Origin of the sequence: Paraplanobispora takensis (assembly GCF_016863195.1) — a bacterium.
GTDB lineage: Bacteria > Actinomycetota > Actinomycetes > Streptosporangiales > Streptosporangiaceae > Planobispora > Planobispora takensis.
Window position 1 is genome coordinate 1 of record NZ_BOOK01000057.1, and the last position, 14,872, is coordinate 14,872.

Here is a 14,872-nt window from a genome sequence, read left to right on the forward strand (position 1 = left end):
CAACCGAGACCGGGCTCAAGCCCCGCGCACGCGCGGCCAGGCCGTACCCTCCGGCGGGCGGGCCGATCATCCGGCCCGCGCGATCGCGGGATGTGATCGCGCGTCGCAGCGGCCACACCACGGCCGACGCCGGTGCGGGTGTCGGCACTTCAGCGGTCAGCGGCACTGGGGAGACGCACGGTGAAGGTGGAGCCCTCACCAAGGGTGCTGACGGCGGTGGCGGTGCCGCCGTGGGCCTCGGCGATCGCCTTGACCAGCCACAGTCCCAGCCCGACGCCCTGGATGGCGTTGTCGTAGGCATAAGCGGTGCGGTAGAAGCGCTCGAAGACGTGCGGCAGTTCCTCAGCGGCGATGCCGACGCCGTGGTCGGTGACGGCGATCGCGACCTGCCCGCCGACCGGAAAGGCGTGCACGATGATCGGGGTGTCGATGGGGGAGTACTTGACCGCGTTGGACAACAACGCGCCGATCGCCCGCACCAGCAGGTCATAATCGGCGCTGATGATCTGCGCATCGGCATCGACGCTCACCTCGATGCGGTGGCCGCTGCTGCGGGCCTGGGCGCTGGCGGCGCGCACCGCCTCGCTCATCACCTGCTCCACCGGCACCGCCGCGGCGTTGACGACCGGCTCACCGGCGGCCAGGGTGCTGACCGCCAGCAGATCCTCGACCAGGTTCTGCAGCCGGGCCGCATTACGCGTCATCGCCTGAAGCATCCGGGCCTGGCCGGGATCGAAGGCGCCCGCATCGGCATCGGCGAAGATCTCCAGGTAGCCGGCCAGGGTGGTCAGCGGGGTGCGCAGCTCATGGGAGATGGTGGCGATGAAGGTGTCCTTGGCCGCATCCAGTTCTTTGAGCCGGGCCACGGTGGCCTGTTCGGCCGCATAGGCCTGGCGCAGCGCGGCCTCGGCGCGGCGGCGCTCGGTGATGTCGTGGATGAAGGCGTGAAAGGCCCACACCCCGGCCTCGCGGGTGGCCCACACCACGATCTCGATGGGGAACTCACTGCCGTCGGGTCGGGCTCCGGCCAGCTCCAACCGGCGGCCCAGCACATTGGAGCGCCCGGTGGCCAGAAACCGGGTCCGGCCGGCGGCATCGGCACCGCGATAGCGCTCGGGCACGATGGCCTCATGCACCAGCCGGCCCAGCACCTGGGTGCGCGAGCGGCCGAACATGCGCGTCGCGGCCGCATTCCACTCGGTGATGTGCCCGGCCGCATCAGTGGAGACGAAGGCCTCCACCGAGGCGTCGATGATCTGCCGCAGCCGGTCGTGACCGGCCGCGGTGGCGGTGCGGACCGTGCGGCGATCAGCCACCCGGCCCAGCTGGTAGCCGATGGCCGTCATCACCCGCAGCAGCGGCTCATCCCGGGCGATGATCTGCGGGGAGAAGAACTGCAGCACCGCCGCCACCCCCTCGACCGCGATGACCGGAAAAGCGAAGGCCGCCCGCACGCCCGGGTCACGGCCGCCCAGCAGAGCCGCCACCACCGGGTCGTCGGTCAGATCGCGCGACCAGACCGGCTGGCCGCTGGCCGCGACCTGGCCGATGATGCCGGTGCCGGGCGCGAACCGGGTGGCATCGGCGATCTGGCGCAACGCCGGGAAGTCCTCGATCGGCCCGGCCCACACCCCCGCCGAGACGAACGCCTGCCCGTCGGCGGCCGGCACCCCCAGATGCCCCAGCGGCCAGCCGGTCACCTCACACACCGCACTCAACGCGGCCCGGCAGGCCTCCGGCAGGTCATCGGTGGCAGCGGCCAGCGCGGTGACATCATCGATCAGCGCGATCAGCGCCATCTCCCGCCGGGTGTCGGCCACCGCCCGTCCCCCCTGCTTGGCCATCGGCAGCGGTGCACCGGCGCGACCGCTACCTGCCGAATCTACCGTTTCAGTATCCGATCGATCACGTACCGGCACGATCGGGGGCCGGGATGATTCCCCCCAGCGGAGAAAACAACCCGCAAGAGCCCCAGCGCGGGTGTGTCACATATTGCGCGTACGTGGCACGCCCCCCTTCACCCGCCCTGGATCCCGCGGGCCCGAGGAGCCTGACCATGCCCCTGCCCTCCGGCCGGCCTCCGGCCCTCACCGCCTCGGCCGGCCTGCACGACGATGCGATCATCGTGCGCGCCGTCGGTGAACTCGACCTGGCCACCGGCCCGGTGCTGACCGAGCAGCTGGAGCGCATCTGGGCACTGCCCGAGGTCGCCGTGCTCATCGTGGATGTCAGTGGACTGACCTTTTGCGACTCCACCGGCTTGACGGTGCCGATCCGGGCGCTGCGGCGCAGCCGGGAGCGCGACAGCCGGCTGCTGCTGGCGGGCGTCGGCGGCCGGTTGGCCCGGCTGCTGGCCACCACCGGCCTGAAGGCGGCCTTCGCCTGCCATCCCGACGTCACTGCCGCGCTGCAGGCGGCCGCCGACCAGCGCGCTGATTCCCGGGGTGCGGCTGCGGCGGGGCCGGATACCGCCCCGGCCGCCGCCTTCTCACCGTGCGACCCCAGCCCGGGCCGGGGATGCGGGTTGAGCCGGTAGATTCCGCAGGCGGGCACGTCCCGTGAGGTGGTGATCCGGCGTGCGGGCGCGGAGGACCTCGGTCCCGGGTCTTTGGGGGTTGCTACGCGCAGGCACACCGGCCTCTGACCGCCCGGCGTCTCGGGTCTTCGTCTTTCGTCGCGCGGGAAAGCAGCCGGTCGTTTCCTCGGGTAAGTTGCTACATCAGGATGATAGTGCCTTAAGGGTATTTTGTGTCACTTTAATTATTCGCTCAATTATTAGTGGCAAGCCGGTGAAATGCTCAATCATCTCCCCGGTCCCACTGCGGAACCAGGTGGACGCGCACAGGAGGCTCAGGCGCGGGCACAGCGCGCCGGGGTCCGCGAACAGAGTGCTCGCGTACGTGCCCGGCAGGCCAGGGAACGGGCGCGCTCCGCCAAGGAACGGGCGCAGTGGATCGCAAGGATGCAGCGACTTCAGGCGGCTGCGCCGGCGAGAACCGCGGCCCCGTCCCTGCCTCATGAAGTCAGCCATGCGGGTTCTCTCCTCCCAAGGTCTTTGGCGACCGGTAACACGTGAGCGTCTCTACGATTGGCGAGGGGCTCGGAATCCCCGTTCACGACGATCTGGAAACCCGGCTTATCGGACGTGCATCGCGGGCTGTCGACCCAGCACCCGGTGATCCGTCTCCCGGAGCGCGAGCGCACGCCTGCTCGGCGGCATGCACCAAGCGCTGGTCTTGCGGAAGGCCGGTGGGTGGCCATGAGGGCAAGTGCAGTTGTAGGCACATGATGCCGCACATCCTGTTGAGAATGACGGAAGACAGGCAGGCCCGGTGGTCAGGTGCCGGAGTCGTCCGGTGCGGCGGGCAGGGTGAAGACGAAGCGGGCGCCGCCGCCGGGATTGTCGCCGGCGGTGATGGTGCCGCCATGGCGCTCGACGACCCGCTGGCAGATGGCCAGCCCCAGGCCGGTGCCGCTGTAGGCGTCGGCAGCCCCGGCGGCGCGGTGGAAGCCGGTGAAGATGGCCTCATGTTCGCCCGTCGGGATGCCGATGCCGCGGTCGGCGACGCTCAGGCGTACCCATCCGTCGCCGGTGAGCCCGCCGGTGATGTCGATGCGGGCGGCCTGACCGGCCGGCGTGTACTTGATCGCATTGCCGATCAGGTTGTTGAACAGCTGACGCAGCAAGGGAGGGTTGCCGCGCACCGGCGGCAGCGTGCCGATGTAGACCTGCGGCACCGCACCGGCCTCCTCGATCCCGGCCAGGTGATCGTCGACGATCTGACGCACCAGGTGAGCGGTGTCGATATCCAGGAGAGTCAATGCGGCGTCGCGGGCGCTGGCGTAGGTGAGCAGGTCGTCGATCAGCTGGTTGGTCTGCTCGGTGACGGTCAGCACCCGCTGCAGATGACCCAGGTCCTCTTGCCGGACATGCTGGTCGGCGAGGCTGTGCAGGGCGATCTCGGTGAAGCCGCCTATCACGCTGAGCGGGCGTTTGAGGTCATGGGCGACGATGCCGGCGAACACGTGCAGCTCGGCCTCGCGCCGCCGGCTTTGCTCATACAGCCGCGCGTTGGCGATGGCCACGCCCGCGGCGGTGGCCAGCGCGGTGACGATGATCTCGTCTTCTTCCTCGAACGGCCCGCCGCCCACCTTCTCGGTCAGATACAGGTTGCCGAACACCTTCTCGCGCACCCGGATCGGCACCCCCAAAAAACTGCGCATCGGCGGATGCCCTTCGGGAAAGCCATAGGAGGCCGGATGGTCGGCCAGGTTCGCCAGGCGCAGGGTTTGGGGTTTGCGCACCAGCAGGCCGAGCAGCCCTTCCCCGTAGGGCCAGTGGTCGACGATCGCGATCTGCTGCTCGGTCATGCCCACCGGGATGAACCGCTTGAGCGTGCCGCCTTCACCGATCACCCCCAAGGCCCCGTAGCGGGCATCGACCAGCCGGGTGGCCGCAATGATGACGCGCCGCAGCGCGCTTTCCAGATCCAGCTCGCCGCCGATCGCGATCACGGCCTCCAGCAGGGTATGGATGCGCTCTTGAGCCGCAGCCAGCACCTGCAGGCGCTCTTGCAGCTCGGTCAGCAGCTCGTTGGTTCGCATCCGTGGCAGCAACGGCTCGTCGTTCACATCCCCGCCCCCGTCACTCTCCCCGTCCGGTTATGACCAGGCCACCCATGTCACACACGCAGCAGTGACTACTCAAGGGGTACCCGTCTTCAGCTGACAGTCACCGGTCGTATCGGCGGTTTTCCGACCAGGCCGCATGGTAGAGGGCGTTTGATCCCGTGATGTCCGTCTGACCGCCGATGACGATCACGTTGCCGGCACACCGGGCCAGGAATGCCCAATCGGGGCCCGCCACGCCGGCTCATGAGACCTGGGCCGGGACGACACAAACTTGATCGGACTACGATTGGCCAGGGCATCGACAGTGGTGGCGATGGAGGCTTCTCGCGAGGTGATGCTCCCCTCGTTGATGCGTCGCAGGAGGCTCAACTGCCGCTCGTCGATCTTTGTTGCACGCTGCGTGTAACGAGCCGACTACAACCCATCGAAAAACGCATCGCGCTGAACACCCTGCGTTGCCTGGCCGGGCCACTCCACCGGCCGCCCGCTTTCAAGATCAGCTCTAGGAGATCCCGACTGCTCGTTCTGTTACTCCCCGGATAAGAAGGAGACGGCCGACCATGGGCGCCCGAGGCCGCACTGGAGCCGCGACCGCCGGCGCTGCGGTGGTGCCGATCCGGCCCGCCACCGACCCGACCGCCGGGCCCGAGGCCGCAGCCGAGGGCGCGCTGGCCGCCTGGCGCCGCCACCTGCTCAGCTCCGGAGTGGCCCCGGCCACCGTCAACCAGGCCCTGGCCGCCTGGTGCTGCTGGCTGAGCAGGACCGCGCCCGGTGGGACCGGGCGGCGATCGAGGAGGCCATCGCGCTGCTGACGCGTACCGCTCGCGTCTGCCGGCGGCCGGGGCCCTACCAGCTGCAGGATCTCGGGCGCCGGGCCGAGGCCCGGCGGGCCGACGTGCGGGCATCGGAGCTGACGGCCAATCCCGCTCAGCAGGTGCTGCTGGAAGAACGGCTCACCTGGACCTGACCGGCAGATCGTCAGGGCCCGGCCGTGCCCCTCGCCGGTCGCTGAGGCGCCACGGCGAATCGGCCTGCGTCGCCCGGGCGGTGGCCTGCACACGCAACGCGTAGGTCGGGCGCCCGGTGTCGGGCAGTGCGCCGAGATAGGCATGGCCGGTCAGGTGGCACCAGGCGGGCAGGTCGATTGGGGCGGCCGGATCGGTCGTGATCAGATGCACCATGGTCTCGGGAGCAAGTGCTTCAGTCAGACGGCGCAGTTCGATCAGCAGCTGCACGCAGCGTCGATCACCACCGTCCAGGACCGTCGGCTCGCAGGCGGCAGCTGCGCTCATACGGCTACCGGCAGGTCAGCCAGGCGCCACTCCAGCATGCCCTCGGCCAGGCGCGCCGCACGGCGGCCGCGGGCGGTCAGCTCCCGCACCGCCTCGTGCGCCATAACGCAGTAGGCGCCCCGGCAGTAGGCCACGATCTGCCCGGTATCGGGCAGATCGGCCAGGCGGTCGGCGAGCTGCTCCAGCGGGATCGACACGGCGCCGGGGATGTGGCCGGCGGCGTACTCGGCGGCCGGGCGCACATCGAGCACGGTGACGTCTCCGGCCCGGATGCGGGCCAGCAGCTCTTCCCGGGTGACCTGCTCGGTGTCGTCGGCACCCAGGTAGGCGGCGCGGGCCCGCCCGGTCTCGGCCAGGTGCGCGGCGGCGACCCGGCGCAGCTGGGCCCACAGCGCGGCCACATCGGTGCCGGCCAGCCGGTAGAAGACCTTGGTGCCTTCCTTGCGGGTGGCCACCAGCCCGGCCTGGCGCAGCACCTGCAGGTGGTTGGAGGCGGTGGTCAGGCCGAGTCCGGCCACGATCGCGAGGGCCTCGACCGAGCGCTCGCCCTGCGCCAGCAGATCCACCAGCTCCAGTCGCTTGCCGTTGGCCAGCGCTTTTCCGACCGAGGCGAAGGCCTCGAACAACGCCGTCTTGGCGGCTGCGTCACCCATTTGACGTTCCTCCAAATATTTCTGGAATAGTGTAGAAGGTGAGGGCGGAGGACACAACATGATCATCCCGATTGTGGACGAAGGGCTGGGCAACAGCTCCTACCTGGTCGATCTCGGTGACGGTCGAGCGTTGGCGGTGGACGCGAGCCGGGATCTGCGCGCTCTGCGGGCGCAGACGGAAAAGCACGGACTGAGGGTGGCCTTCGCCGCCGAGACCCACCTGCACGCCGACTTCCTGTCCGGCGCCCTCCAGCTGGCCGCCGACGATCGGGCACGGGTGCTGGCCTCGGCCGCCGGAAAGCGGGCCTTCGACCACACTCCTCTGGCCGACGGCGACGAGGTCGATCTGGGCGGCCTGACCCTGCGGGCCCTGGCCACCCCCGGGCATACCGGCGAGCACCTGGCCTTCGTGCTGCTGGACGGCGCCGCTCCGGTCGGCGTCTTCTCCGGCGGATCCTTGATCGTCGGCTCGGCCGCCCGTACCGACCTGTCGGGAGCCGAGCACACCGAGACGCTGGCCCGCGCCCAGTACCGCTCGCTGCGGCGCCTGGCGGAGCTGCCGGAGGAGACCGCGCTGTGGCCCACCCACGGGGCGGGCTCGTTCTGCTCGGCCCCGCCCGGCGAAAAGCGCACCTCCACCATCGGCGCCGAGAAGGCCGCCAACGCGCTGCTGCGGGCGCCCGACGAAAAAACGTTCGTCGCCGAGCTGCTGGGCAGCCTGGGCAGCTTCCCGCCGTACTTCTCGACCCTGCCCGAGGCCAACCGGCGCGGTCCGGCCATCATGACCGGCGAGCCCGGGGTCGCGGGACTGGACGCCGGCGCGGTGCGTTCCCTGCGGGCCGACGGCGCAGTCATCATCGACGTACGGCCGGTGCGCGCCTTCGCCGCCGCGCATATCCCCGGCGCGATCTCCATCCGGCTGCGCGGGCAGTTCGCCTCCTGGCTGGGCTGGCTGCTCGATCCGGCCACGCCGTACGTCATCGTCCGCGAGGCCGGTCAGGACGCCGCGGAGGTCGCCTGGCAGGCCGCCAAAATCGGCTATGAGGCGTGCGCCGGGGAGCTGAGCGGCGGCATGAGCGCTTGGGACGGCCCGACGCAGAGCATCGACCTGGTCGGCGCCGACCGGCTGGAGGGCGCGCGCGTGCTGGACGTGCGCCAGGACGCCGAGTACGCCGCCGGGCACGTCCCCGGCGCGGCGCACATCGAGCTCGGTGACCTGCCGGCCCGGGCCGCCGACGTGCCGGGCGGGCCGACGCTGGTGATGTGCGGGCACGGCGAGCGCGCCATGACCGCCGCCAGCCTGCTGGCGGGCACCGGCCACCGCGACCTGCGGGTGCTGGAGGGCGGTCCGGACGACTGGGCCGAGGCCACCGGGCGCGCACTCGTGGACGGTACGGCGTGAGCACCTTCATTCCGGCCATGACAGCCCGGCCGGGCTTGAGGCGCGGTACGGCATGAGCGTCCCGGCCTCCGCTCCGATGAGCGTCCGGCTGGGCCGTACGGCATGAGCGCCCCCGCCTCCTGTCCCGCCTCCACTCCGGCGGGTATCCGGCCGGGCCGTACGGCATGAGCGCCCCTGTCCCGGCCTCCACTCCGGCACCCTCCCCCGGCCCGGCGGGTATCCGGCTGGGCCTGGCCGCCAACCTTCCCCAGTTCGTCCTGCTGGTGGCGGTCAACGCCCTGGTCGGCGGCATGCTCGGCCAAGAACGCATCACCCTGCCGCTGCTGGCCGAGAGCGCCTTCGGCCTGTCGGCCCACACCGCGGCGCTGACCTACATCCTGGCTTTCGGCGCCACCAAGGCGATCACGAACTTCTTCGCCGGCACGCTCTCGGACGCTTTCGGCCGCAAACCCGTGCTGGTGGCCGGATGGCTGATCGCACTGCCCGTCCCGGCGATGCCGGCCTGGGGCCCGTCCTGGGCCTGGATCATCGCCGCCAACGTGCTGCTGGGCATCTCCCAGGGGCTGACCTGGTCGACCACCGTCATCATGAAGATCGACCTGGCCGGGCCGGAGCGGCGCGGCCTGGCCATGGGCCTCAACGAGGCCGCCGGTTACCTCGCGGTCGCCGCCACCGCCCTGGCCACCGGCTATCTGGCCGAGGTCTACGGGCTGCGTCCGGCGCCGTTCCTACTGGGCGCCGCCTACGCCGCCCTCGGCCTGGGCCTGTCGACCCTGGTCGTACGCGAGACCCGCGGGCACGCCCGGGCCGAGGCCGCCGCCCGCCCGACAGGAGGCCACCACCACGCCGAGCTGTCCACGCGGCAGATCGTCTGGCGCACCAGCATCAGTGATCGCTCGCTGTCGGCGGCCAGTCAGGCCGGGATGGTCAACAACCTCAACGACGCCCTGGCCTGGGGCATCTTCCCGGTCATCTTCGCCACCCGCGGCTTGAGCGTCGCGCAGATCGGCGTGCTGGGTGCGCTGTATCCGGCCATCTGGGGGCTGGGACAGACGGTCACCGGCTGGTGGTCCGACCACGTCGGCCGCAAGCACCTGATCACCACCGGGATGCTCGTCCAGGCCGCCGCCATCGCGCTGGTGGCGCTGGGCGAGGGTTTCCCGGCGTGGGCGGCGGCGCAGGTGCTGCTCGGCGCCGGAACCGCGCTGGTCTATCCCACTCTGCTGGCGGTCGTCGGCGATGTCGCCCACCCGGCCTGGCGGGCCCGCGCGGTCGGCGTCTACCGGCTGTGGCGCGACGGCGGCTTCGCCCTCGGCGCACTGCTGGCCGGGACCGTGGCCGACCTGTGGAGCCTGGAGGCGGCCGTCTGGACGGTCGCCGCGCTGACAGCGGCCTCGGGAGCGGTGGTGGCGGCACGCATGACCGAGACCCACCCGGAGAAGATTCGATGAGCCGTCCCAGCCTGGCCGACGGCGCGACCTCAGCCCAGGACCATTTGGAAGATCTGACCCACCGCCCAGGCCGCGAGCACCGAGACGAAGCCCAGCACGATCGAGTACAGGCAGCCGCGGCGGGGAGGCCAGCATGATGACGAAGGTGACCGCCCAGGCGGCGGCGACCCACCACAGACCGGAGCCGCCCAGAAACGCGAAGGGCCAGTCAGGCAGGATGCCGTTGCCCACGACCTGCCCATACGCGGGGCTTCGCACCACGGACGGCCGGACGGACTCGCGGCGCGCATCGGCCCGCAGCCGCACCGCCGTGTACGCCCCCTCGGCATCGGCGATTCGGCCCCTGACCTCGTGCCAGATCAGCGGTGACTCCGACCACACCAGGGACGCCAGTTCACCGGTGTGATCGGCTATCCGATAGCTGACCCGGTCGACCTCACCGGCCGCCAGCGCACTGCGGAACCAGACCTGGGACGAGGCTGGGAAACGGTGCTGGCGAACGGCTTGTGGATCACTGAACGGTCCGGGCGGCGACGCCCCCGCCATGCGCCGATGCGGCACGCGGCTGCGGAGCCGTCACGTATTGGACGCGATCATGCCGGCGACCACGCCCGCCACTCCTGCCGCGGCCACCGTACCGGCGGCGGACATGAACGGCCACCACCTGTCCAGCGAGGAGAAGAACACCAGGCCCATCAGCGTCGCACCCAGCAGAATCAGACCGAAGAACGCGGTCGTCAGCGGGGCCAGCACACCCTTGACCCCCCGCAGCCCGGCCTCGTCCCGCTCCGGAGTGATCCGGGCGTCGTAGACGTCGCCGGGATCGGCCCGTCCGTGGGCACGGACCCGCACCGTCTCACCGGTGGTGTCGTAGACGAAGTCCCCCTCGCAGTACCGCCGGCTCTTCGAGCTGTTGGCGTACTTGCGATACTCGCACTCCAGGACGGTCACGGTTCCGGTCGCGGCGCTCTCGTCGAGCGCCAGCCGGACGGCGGGGGCGAGCGGCTTTCTGCGGGCTGTCCGGGTACGGCGCGAGCGGCTCATGGGCGCATCCTGGACTGGAGCGCTTGGAAGACATTTGCGGATCACTGGTGAGTCGACAGGGCTGACCGCGCTTCTCAGCTGCCGGTACGCGGGACGCGTCATCGGTATGTGACCAATGCCCGCCCAGTTCCGTCTCCTGTGATGTGATAAATCCACCCTTGTCCCGGAGGCGACCATCGGCACCCGGATCGAGCGGCTCTACCGGGAGCATTGGCCCTTGGTCTGCGGCTATCTCCTGCGCCGTACCCGCGACCCCCACCTCGCAGAGGATCTCGCCCAGGAGACCTTCGTCAAGGCCACCCGGGCCATGCTCGGCTGGCGCGGGGAATCACCGGCCTCGTGGCTCCTCAGCATCGCGCGCAACGTGCTCGTGGACCACCTGCGGCGCAGCCGTACCGAACTGCCGCTGCCCAGTCCCGAAGAGCTGGGCGCGCCGGAACTGGCCATCGACGCCGTCGCGGTCCACGACGTGCTCGGGCGGTTGCCCGAACAGCAGCGACGGCTGCTCGTCCTCGTCTACTTCGAGGGGTTTTCCCTGGTGGAGGTGGCCGCGATGACCGGCCGGTCCACCGCGTCAGTCAAAACCGCGCTCTGGCGCGCCCGCGCCGCCTTCGCCGAGATGTACGGAGCCCTGCGATGAGCGAATCGACCGACCCCGGCACACCCGGCTTCGAGATCCCCGACTTCGATCCGAAGAGGACGCGCAGAGCCGTACGGACGGGCGTCATGCGCACCGCGTCGACGGTGCTGGCCGCGTTGCTGGTGATGTGCCTGCTGGCGACGGCAGGGTCGGCATGGATCCAGCGGCGCGGCGACCGGGAGCAGCGCATGTCCGACGTGCTGGGCACCGCGCTGCAGGTCGCCAACCCCGGCTACCGGATCCGGCTCGGCGAGACCAGCGTCACCCCTTTGTCGCTGTCCCTGGAGGTGGGCATCAGCCCGCTGCGTGCCTCGGGCGGCTTCGCCGCCGGGACCGCCTTCGCCGACACCAGGGACGAGATCACCCAGGACTTCTTCGGCCGGGTACGGCAGCCGCCGCTCGGTCACGGCACCGACACCTCACTGACCTATGCCCTCTACAACATCGGGACGGGCAACGACCCCAAGGACCGGATGCGAAAGGTGCTGGCCCGCCTGCCCGAGACGATGAGAGCCCTGGCGGTCGTCGAGTTCGCCAAGCCGATGACCAGTGCGGAACTCGTCGCCTTCGCCCGGCAGTACGAGGAGTGCCCGGAAACCGTGGTCTACGAGAAGCGGCCACGGGCCACCCCGATCACCTGGGAGATGACCAGGACACCCGGTCCCGTGGATCTGCCCGAAGGGGGGATGTGCAGCGACGCGCCCCCGCAGACCCTCAAGGGCCTGCGGGGCTGGGTGGAGATGTTGCGCGATTACGATGAGCGCAACCTCCGGCAGTTCGGGCTGGACCTTGCCCGCCTGCGCAAGGCGGCGGCCGAGGGCGAGGCCTACGCCTACGTCAACGAGCTGTCCCCGATCGGGCGCCTACGGAAGATCATCGAGGATCCCCGGGTCGCGACGGTCCGGGTGGCCGACGTCGCCTTCGACCTGCAAGCGCCCTAGCAGCCGGGCAGTAGGGGGCAGGCGGCGGGCGGCCGCAGGGGCGCTGCTCGCCGCTGCCGGTCCTCGTTCCGTTGCGGTGAAACGCCCGCTCAGCGGCACCGCAGGAAATCGTGAATTTATCGATCTTATGCGCTATTTCTGCGCTATTTCAGATCATGCTCCAGGATCCGGATTATCTGCCCCCCGGAGATCGACACCGGCAAACCCAGCATCGCCCGGGTGTACGACGCGTTCCTGGGCGGCAAGGACAACTTCGCGGTGGAGGCGACGAGGAGGACCCTGAGGGCCTGGTGAACGCCTACAGGGCCAGGCTGGCCCCGGGCAGCTATCTCCAGCTGACCCACTTCTGCTCCTGCGCCCCGGAGGTACGGGACCTGGAAGGAGTCCTGCTGGCGATGCTGGGCACCGGACGGGCCCGGGACCTTCCCGAGATCGTGGGGTTCTTCGACGGCCTGGAACCGGTCGAGCCGGGAGTGGTGCACCTGCCCGAGTGGAAGCCCGACCGGGAGGTCGCCTGCCCGCTGGGCCTGGGCGGCATCTGCATCGCCGGCGGGATGGGGCGCAAGCCCTGAGAGCGGGGCCGGGCGCCGCGCCGTACCGCGCGGGCATCGTACCCCCGCCGCTTCGACGTCCCCGGTCAGGCCGCCCGGGCCGGTGCCCACCGGCCCGGGCGGCCTTGACGATGTGCGTGCCGCGATCGTCGAAGCGGCGGCCGCCGGAGTCTTCGCGGCCCCGCTCAGGTGAGCTGGTTGATGCGGATGAGGTTGCCGGCCGGGTCGCGGAAGGCGCAGTCACGCACTCCGTAGTCCTGGTCGATGGGCTCCTGGACCACGTCGGCGCCGGCGGCCTCCAGGCGCTTGAAGAGGCCGTCGAGGTCGTCGGTGGCCAAGGTGATCCCGGTGTAGGTGCCCTTGGCGATCAGCTCCAGGATGGTGCGGCGCTCCTCCTCGGTGATGCCGGGGTCGGCGGCCGGCGGGTGCAGCACGATGGAGGTTCCGGGCTGCCCGACCGGCCCGACGGTGATCCAGCGCATGTCCTCGTAGCCGACGTCCTTGCGGATCTCGAATCCGAGGATGTCGCGGTAGAAGGCCAGAGCGGCCTCGGGGTCGGTGTGCGGGAGGAAGGCGTAGTGAATGGTGATGTCCATGCCCCTCACGCTAGGCGCGGCTACGTCGGGGACGCTTCTTGATTCCTGACCGGTCTGGTCACCTGTTTGGCCAGGCACGGCGGGATGCCCGCCGCCGCCTGCCAGTGGTCGCGGCGGTAGACGCTCGGCGGCACGCCGACCAGCTCGGTGAATCTCGTGCTGAACGTCCCCAGTGAGGAGGAGCCCACCGCGAAGCAGACCTCGGTGACGCTGAGGTCCCCGCGGCGCAGCAGCGTCATCGCCCGTTCGATCCGCCGGGTCATCAGATAGGAGTACGGCGACTCGCCGTAGACGCGGCGGAACTCCCTGCTCAGATGCCCGACCGACATGTGCGCCCCGCGGGCCAGCGCCTCGACGTTCAACGGCTTGGCGTACTCGCGGTCGATCCGGTCACGGACGCGGCGGATGGCGGCGAGGTCGCGCAACCGCCGCTCCTGCGCGCGCATGCCGGACATGGACGCCATCATCCCACGCCGCGCCGCCGTACCCCGCGCTCACGCCGGTGACGGCCTGACATGCCTTTTGCGATGCTCTGGGCTATGGTCGGCCCTATGACGGGACCGTGGAGAACACCACGAGGGTCCATCGCGTTCGCCGGCGTGATGGGCCTGGTCCTGCTGTCCCTGGTGCTGGCCGGCGCTCCGGTCATGGTGGGCGGCGGGTCGGCCGTCGCCCAGGGTCCGGCCTCCGGTCCGGCGTGGAGCCTGGGCGGATGGGACATCGACCTGTCCAGCCTGCCGCCGCAGGCGGGCGGCGCCCGAGAGCACCACGTGCTGTCGCTGTGGCCGCCGATGCGCGGCGAACGCCATGGCGAGCTCGCGCATCTGGCGCTGCTGCCGTCGCCGGGCCCGGACGCGGACATGCTCCGCGATCCGCAACAGCTGGCGCACCGCATCGCGGGTTCGCGCAGCCCTCCGCTGATCTGACCGACGCCTTCCCGGCCGGGCTCCGCGGCCACGCGCGCCGCGGACACCGGCAACGCCCTCCCGCGTCCGGGGCTTCCCGGCGCCGGCCGGTGCGTGCCGTTGTGCCCGAAGACCTCTCCCGGCCGTTCCCTTCGCAGGAAAGCGGCGGAGCCGTATCCGTCCTGGCCGCCTCCGTTCAGGCCGCCTCCGTTCAGACCGCCTCCGTTCAGGCCGCCCTGTCCGGGTCGCCTGCTGCCGCCCTGCGCCGCCCTCCCCTTCGGTGACAGCCGGGGCCGGTCATCGCCATGGCCGTCGCCAGGCCGGTTCACGCCCGTCCGCGGCCTGATGCGCCCGTGCCCGCAGCCGGCCCCTCCCCCTCCCCGTCACCCGCCCTCCGCAGAAAGGACCACATGACCATGACCGATCCCCACGCGAGCACCCACCTCAGCAGCGTGCAGCTGCAGTCGCTGCGCCAGGACCTGCAGGAGCAACTGGATCAGCGCCGGCGGCAGCTGCACGACCTGCGGGAACAGGAGCAGGACGGCAGCGGCGCCGACGGCACCTGGCAGGAGCTGGTCCTCTCGCTCACCACCGCCGAGCGCGCCGTCGCCGAACTGTCCCAGGCCTTCGACAGGCTGGCGGCCGGCACCTACGGCCGTTGCACCCACTGTCGGACGGCCATCCCGTTCGAACGGCTCAAGGTCCGGCCGCTGGCGCGTACCTGCATCGACTGCCAGCGGCGGCGCGAGGCCGCCTGACACCGCG

Annotated in this window: 16 protein-coding genes and 1 pseudogene; 10 read left to right on the forward strand and 7 right to left on the reverse strand. The window is 70.8% G+C overall.

What is annotated here, in order from left to right:
* Positions 1-149: 149 nt before the first annotated feature.
* A complete protein-coding gene (locus tag Pta02_RS33875; protein ID WP_203879084.1) occupies positions 150-1,799 on the reverse strand; it encodes an ATP-binding protein in 1,650 nt (549 codons plus the stop codon).
* Positions 1,800-2,056: 257 nt separating this feature from the next.
* Here Pta02_RS33875 and Pta02_RS33880 point away from each other — a divergent pair, with 257 nt between their 5' ends.
* Entirely contained in the window at positions 2,057-2,536 is a 480-nt protein-coding gene (locus Pta02_RS33880; RefSeq protein WP_203879085.1) for an STAS domain-containing protein, read from the forward strand.
* A gap of 800 nt (positions 2,537-3,336) precedes the next feature.
* Here Pta02_RS33880 and Pta02_RS42390 read toward each other — a convergent pair.
* Positions 3,337-4,632, reverse strand: coding sequence for a sensor histidine kinase (locus Pta02_RS42390; RefSeq protein ID WP_203879086.1), 1,296 nt, complete (start codon positions 4,630-4,632; stop codon positions 3,337-3,339).
* 742 nt (positions 4,633-5,374) lie between these two features.
* On the opposite strand from Pta02_RS42390, the gene Pta02_RS33890 reads away from it, so the two are divergent.
* Positions 5,375-5,599 carry a hypothetical protein gene (locus tag Pta02_RS33890; RefSeq protein WP_239131441.1) on the forward strand — a complete coding sequence of 75 codons (225 nt, stop codon included), beginning with the start codon at positions 5,375-5,377 and terminating at the stop codon, positions 5,597-5,599.
* Here Pta02_RS33890 and Pta02_RS33895 read toward each other — a convergent pair.
* Together Pta02_RS33895 and Pta02_RS33900 are read right to left on the reverse strand one after the other, a co-directional pair.
* Entirely contained in the window at positions 5,586-5,867 is a 282-nt protein-coding gene (locus Pta02_RS33895; RefSeq protein WP_239131442.1) for a sulfurtransferase TusA family protein, read from the reverse strand. The two genes, Pta02_RS33890 and Pta02_RS33895, sit on opposite strands and share 14 nt — an antisense overlap.
* 53 nt (positions 5,868-5,920) lie before the next feature.
* Positions 5,921-6,577 carry an ArsR/SmtB family transcription factor gene (locus Pta02_RS33900; protein ID WP_203879088.1) on the reverse strand — a complete coding sequence of 219 codons (657 nt, stop codon included), beginning with the start codon at positions 6,575-6,577 and terminating at the stop codon, positions 5,921-5,923.
* Positions 6,578-6,635: 58 nt separating this feature from the next.
* Between Pta02_RS33900 and Pta02_RS33905 the strand changes: the two genes are divergently transcribed.
* Both Pta02_RS33905 and Pta02_RS33910 read left to right on the forward strand, forming a co-directional pair.
* On the forward strand, positions 6,636-7,979 hold the full coding sequence (locus tag Pta02_RS33905) for an MBL fold metallo-hydrolase (protein WP_203879089.1): 1,344 nt from the start codon (positions 6,636-6,638) through the stop codon (positions 7,977-7,979).
* 164 nt (positions 7,980-8,143) lie between these two features.
* The gene (locus Pta02_RS33910) at positions 8,144-9,430 is read left to right on the forward strand and encodes an MFS transporter (RefSeq protein ID WP_203879090.1); all 1,287 of its coding nucleotides are present in this window, start codon (positions 8,144-8,146) and stop codon (positions 9,428-9,430) included.
* Positions 9,431-10,006: 576 nt separating this feature from the next.
* Here the strand turns inward: Pta02_RS33910 and Pta02_RS33915 are convergent.
* Positions 10,007-10,474, reverse strand: a complete 468-nt coding sequence (locus Pta02_RS33915) for a hypothetical protein (protein ID WP_203879091.1) — start codon at positions 10,472-10,474, stop codon at positions 10,007-10,009.
* 187 nt (positions 10,475-10,661) lie between these two features.
* Between Pta02_RS33915 and Pta02_RS33920 the strand changes: the two genes are divergently transcribed.
* The 4 genes and pseudogenes from Pta02_RS33920 to Pta02_RS33935 form a co-directional block, all read left to right on the forward strand.
* Complete coding sequence (locus tag Pta02_RS33920) at positions 10,662-11,114, forward strand: RNA polymerase sigma factor (RefSeq protein WP_275423639.1); 453 nt, start codon at positions 10,662-10,664, stop codon at positions 11,112-11,114.
* Complete coding sequence (locus Pta02_RS33925) at positions 11,111-12,055, forward strand: hypothetical protein (protein WP_203879093.1); 945 nt, start codon at positions 11,111-11,113, stop codon at positions 12,053-12,055. The genes Pta02_RS33920 and Pta02_RS33925 overlap by 4 nt, the downstream gene beginning before the upstream one ends.
* 219 nt (positions 12,056-12,274) lie before the next feature.
* On the forward strand, positions 12,275-12,349 hold the full coding sequence (locus tag Pta02_RS41600) for an SAM-dependent methyltransferase (protein WP_239131448.1): 75 nt from the start codon (positions 12,275-12,277) through the stop codon (positions 12,347-12,349).
* Positions 12,334-12,627: pseudogene (locus Pta02_RS33935) on the forward strand (SAM-dependent methyltransferase); the annotation flags it as partial. The gene Pta02_RS41600 and the pseudogene Pta02_RS33935, both read left to right, overlap by 16 nt.
* Before the next feature lie 164 nt (positions 12,628-12,791).
* Here Pta02_RS33935 and Pta02_RS33940 read toward each other — a convergent pair.
* A complete protein-coding gene (locus Pta02_RS33940; RefSeq protein ID WP_203879095.1) occupies positions 12,792-13,202 on the reverse strand; it encodes a VOC family protein in 411 nt (136 codons plus the stop codon).
* 20 nt (positions 13,203-13,222) lie between these two features.
* The gene (locus tag Pta02_RS33945; RefSeq protein ID WP_203879096.1) at positions 13,223-13,657 is read right to left on the reverse strand and encodes a helix-turn-helix transcriptional regulator; all 435 of its coding nucleotides are present in this window, start codon (positions 13,655-13,657) and stop codon (positions 13,223-13,225) included.
* Positions 13,658-13,753: 96 nt separating this feature from the next.
* Between Pta02_RS33945 and Pta02_RS33950 the strand changes: the two genes are divergently transcribed.
* Both Pta02_RS33950 and Pta02_RS33955 read left to right on the forward strand, forming a co-directional pair.
* Positions 13,754-14,128: a hypothetical protein gene (locus Pta02_RS33950; RefSeq protein ID WP_203879097.1), complete on the forward strand. Its 375-nt coding sequence runs from the start codon at positions 13,754-13,756 to the stop codon at positions 14,126-14,128.
* 395 nt (positions 14,129-14,523) lie between these two features.
* Entirely contained in the window at positions 14,524-14,865 is a 342-nt protein-coding gene (locus Pta02_RS33955; protein WP_203879098.1) for a TraR/DksA family transcriptional regulator, read from the forward strand.
* Positions 14,866-14,872: the final 7 nt, after the last annotated feature.

What these genes read in the sequence shown, in the direction of transcription:
- Pta02_RS33875 (WP_203879084.1), bottom strand. Translation starts at nt 1,799, where the DNA reads ATGGCGCTGATCGCGCTGATCGATGATGTCACCGCGCTGGCCGCTGCC.
- Pta02_RS33880 (WP_203879085.1), top strand. Translation starts at nt 2,057, where the DNA reads ATGCCCCTGCCCTCCGGCCGGCCTCCGGCCCTCACCGCCTCGGCCGGC.
- Pta02_RS33900 (WP_203879088.1), bottom strand. Translation starts at nt 6,577, where the DNA reads ATGGGTGACGCAGCCGCCAAGACGGCGTTGTTCGAGGCCTTCGCCTCG.
- Pta02_RS33905 (WP_203879089.1), top strand. Translation starts at nt 6,636, where the DNA reads ATGATCATCCCGATTGTGGACGAAGGGCTGGGCAACAGCTCCTACCTG.
- Pta02_RS33910 (WP_203879090.1), top strand. Translation starts at nt 8,144, where the DNA reads ATGAGCGCCCCTGTCCCGGCCTCCACTCCGGCACCCTCCCCCGGCCCG.
- Pta02_RS33915 (WP_203879091.1), bottom strand. Translation starts at nt 10,474, where the DNA reads ATGAGCCGCTCGCGCCGTACCCGGACAGCCCGCAGAAAGCCGCTCGCC.
- Pta02_RS33925 (WP_203879093.1), top strand. Translation starts at nt 11,111, where the DNA reads ATGAGCGAATCGACCGACCCCGGCACACCCGGCTTCGAGATCCCCGAC.
- Pta02_RS33940 (WP_203879095.1), bottom strand. Translation starts at nt 13,202, where the DNA reads ATGGACATCACCATTCACTACGCCTTCCTCCCGCACACCGACCCCGAG.
- Pta02_RS33945 (WP_203879096.1), bottom strand. Translation starts at nt 13,657, where the DNA reads ATGTCCGGCATGCGCGCGCAGGAGCGGCGGTTGCGCGACCTCGCCGCC.
- Pta02_RS33950 (WP_203879097.1), top strand. Translation starts at nt 13,754, where the DNA reads ATGACGGGACCGTGGAGAACACCACGAGGGTCCATCGCGTTCGCCGGC.
- Pta02_RS33955 (WP_203879098.1), top strand. Translation starts at nt 14,524, where the DNA reads ATGACCGATCCCCACGCGAGCACCCACCTCAGCAGCGTGCAGCTGCAG.